This window comes from Bacillus sp. GMs2/2 (assembly GCF_050172095.1).
GTDB lineage: Bacteria > Bacillota > Bacilli > Bacillales > Bacillaceae_G > Bacillus_A > Bacillus_A cereus.
The window spans coordinates 1-3,252 of sequence record NZ_JBNLYE010000411.1 but is presented as its reverse complement, the minus strand read 5'-3'; the positions used below and the strand labels follow the sequence as shown (position 1 = coordinate 3,252).

Sequence of the window (3,252 nt, the reverse complement as noted above, 5' to 3'; positions counted from 1 at the left end):
GTTGCTGATACACTATCCTAATGGCAACTTGTTGCAAAGGGTATTACTAAAATAAAAAAATCTGAAACTCCTTATGCCAGAAGGGGTTTCAGATTTTTTCTTTTTTAGGTCTTTGATTTGTAGATAAGTATTTTATAGATTATGATGCATAATATGGCGAATGATTAGAATGGATTAGCCGCTTATATAGTTTGATCGACCTTGTCACTAAGAAAATAGCTCTGTTTTAGATATGATGAAAGGAAATACTAACAAAAAATGTGAAATAAACAGATCAAATAATGGACGTTTAAAAATTTAGCCGCCTTTCGGTGGTTTTTTATTTGTGCTTACCGTGTGGGGACTAGATGTATTGGGAGTGGTAAATGTGAAGAAGAAAAATAACCACATTGTTATTCCATGAAAGAGGCTTATTTTCCAGTTATAGTTTTTCATCCTATACTGTGGTTATAAATGGAAGGTGTTATCCCATGTTTGTATGCATTTCCCTAGTTAATCAAGTTGGTGACTAAATTTATTCTATTAGTATTTCGTTTGTCCTCATTCACTATTAAATGGACTACTTCTTATCAATCTTCAAAATAAATTAAGTATTTTAACTTGTATTCCAGTTTTTCTTACCTATTTTAACGAAACACCACATATACACTCCAGATAAGCCCTAATATCTCTAGATAAACTCCAGATAAGCTTCATATAGACTCTAGATAACCTATATAAAATACAAATTATCAAGGAGGTAAGGAAAAATGAACTTTATGAAACGTGCAATTCTCAGTATGAAAAAAAGAGTCGGGACATCATTAATTTTGATGGCGGTCTTTCTGATTGTTACAAATTTAGTATTGGCCGGATTCGCAATTCAAAATGCATCAAAAAAAGCTGCGGATGCAGCAAGAAAAAAATTAGGTGCAGATGTCACTTTAGGTCTTGATTTTGATAAATTAGGTCAACAAACTAGGGAAACTGGAGAGATGCCTAAGCCACCAAAGCTCAACATTAAAGAAGCAGATCAATTAGCGAAGTCCAAGTATGTAAAAGATTATAATTACATAACCAATACTTTCGGAATTTCGGATGGATTTAAACTAGTAGGTGCTTCAGAAGGAGAAGATGAAGGAAAAGGTAGAGTTGGAATGGTGGCAGCAGCGGGTGGATCAGGTTCGGGCTCAGAAATAGATATGAATTCTTCTCTTATGATAGAAGGAGTTCGTAAAACTGTATTACAAGAAAATTTTAAAAATGGAAAAAGTAAAATCATTGATGGGAAACCAATTACAGAAAAGATGAAAGATCAGAATGTAACTTTAATGGAAAAACGATTAGCGGAACAAAACAATTTGAAAGTAGGAGATAAGATTAAAATTCAATCAGGGGATAAGAAGCAAACTCTTGAATTTGAAATTATTGGTATTTATGAAACAAATGAGCAACCAATGGGTCAGCATGCTCCTCCTATGATGGATCCAGCTAATAAGCTATATATGCCTTACTCTACTTTAAAAAAATTAGAAACAGATGACGGTATGGGTAATAGTTTTCAAGCCGTGTACTTCTTGAACGATCCACAATACATTGATGGATTTAAAAAAGAAGCAAAAAAATCTGATATTGATTTTAATTATTTTAAGTTAGATGCACATGATTCGTTGTACAAACAAATGATTGGTCCTATCGAAAATATCGCTTCTACTTCTCAAATGATTATCTATATGGTATCTATTGCAGGTGCAATTATCTTAGGATTAATTATTATGTTATCGATTAAAGCACGTCGTAAGGAAATGGGAATTTTATTGTCCATTGGAGAGAAAAAATGGAAACTGATGGCGCAGTTCATAGTAGAAGTAGTATGTATCGCTATTTTAGCATTTGGATTATCTCTAACAACAGGAGCTAAAGTTTCTCAATTTGTAGGGGATAATTTACTTTCGAGTGAAGTTGCTACAGCAGGCGAAGAAACAGACACTTCACAAAATGGGGCTGTAATGGTGGCTGGACCAGGTGGAACTGTACAAAATCAAAAAGAGGATCCAATAGATAAAATTAACGTAAGTGTAACAGGAGAAGACGTAGGGAAAATGGGAGGGATTGGACTAGCTATTGCTATATTAGCAACTATTTTGCCAGCATTATCTATTCTACGCTTAAATCCAAAACAAATTCTTTTAAAAGATGAATAAGGAGGCTCGATATGGAGACGATTTTACAATTTAAAAACTTAGATTATTATTATGAAAGTAACGGAAAAAAAGTAAAGATACTAGATAATGTTAATTTTTCTTTTCAAAAAGGGCATTTCTACACGATTTTAGGACCATCTGGATCTGGTAAAACCACCACGCTTAGCTTAGGTTGTGGGCTTGATATACCTAAAAATGGTTATGTACTTTATAATGGCAAGGATATTCGAAAAATTGGTTTGGATCGATACCGTAATCAAAATGTATCCGTAATTTTCCAATCCTATAATTTAATTACCTATATGACTGCCATTCAGAATGTACTAACGGCAATGGAAATTACAGGTGTAAAGGTGAAAAATAAAAAAGCAAGAGCATTAGAATTATTAGAGAAGGTAGGACTCACAGAAGTAGAAGCGAAAAGAAATGTCTTACAACTAAGCGGTGGACAACAACAACGTGTAGCAATTGCCCGAGCACTATCTTGTAATGTTGATTTATTGATTGCGGATGAGCCGACAGGAAACCTTGATGAAGAAACAGCAAATGACATTATTGATTTGTTCCAGGAGCTCGCTCATCAAGAAAATAAATGTGTAATTGTTGTAACGCATTCTCAGGAAGTTGCAAAAAAATCGGATCGAGCTGTTTATTTAAGTCAGAAAAAATTAGCAGTAAAAGATGCACCTAGCATCTAAAAAACAAATACCACGACTAGAAGAGTGTGTGGGGTATGGAAATCGTGAAAATGATAAATAACTAGTTAATTATTTTCCGATTTAGATAGATAATTAAACCCTATTTAACAGCCTCTTTTAAAGCTTTTCCAGCTTTAAATCCAGGTACTTTTCCTCCTGGGATATGCATTTCTTCGCCCGTTTGGGGATTGCGACCAGTACGTGCAGAACGCTTACGTACTTCAAATGTACCAAATCCAATTAACTGTACGGATTGCTCTTTTTGAAGAGATTGCGTAATTTGATCTAGGATAGCTTGTACAGATACGGTAGCCTCTTTTTTAGTAAGTGATGTTTTCTCAGATACTTGGTTAATTAGTTCTGTTTTATTC

Annotated in this window: 3 protein-coding genes; 2 read left to right on the top strand and 1 reads right to left on the bottom strand. The window is 34.0% G+C overall.

Annotated elements, in window-relative coordinates; genetic code table 11:
* Positions 1–749 precede the first annotated feature (749 nt).
* Positions 750–2,183 (top strand): ABC transporter permease, encoded by a 1,434-nt coding sequence (locus ACQGS6_RS25255; RefSeq protein WP_025966272.1) that lies wholly within the window; start codon positions 750–752, stop codon positions 2,181–2,183.
* Positions 2,184–2,194: 11 nt separating this feature from the next.
* Positions 2,195–2,881 carry an ABC transporter ATP-binding protein gene (locus ACQGS6_RS25250; protein WP_000447832.1) on the top strand — a complete coding sequence of 229 codons (687 nt, stop codon included), beginning with the start codon at positions 2,195–2,197 and terminating at the stop codon, positions 2,879–2,881.
* A gap of 100 nt (positions 2,882–2,981) precedes the next feature.
* Here the strand turns inward: ACQGS6_RS25250 and ACQGS6_RS25245 are convergent.
* On the bottom strand, positions 2,982–3,252 hold a 271-nt coding region (locus ACQGS6_RS25245), incomplete at its 5' end, for an HU family DNA-binding protein (protein WP_426965785.1).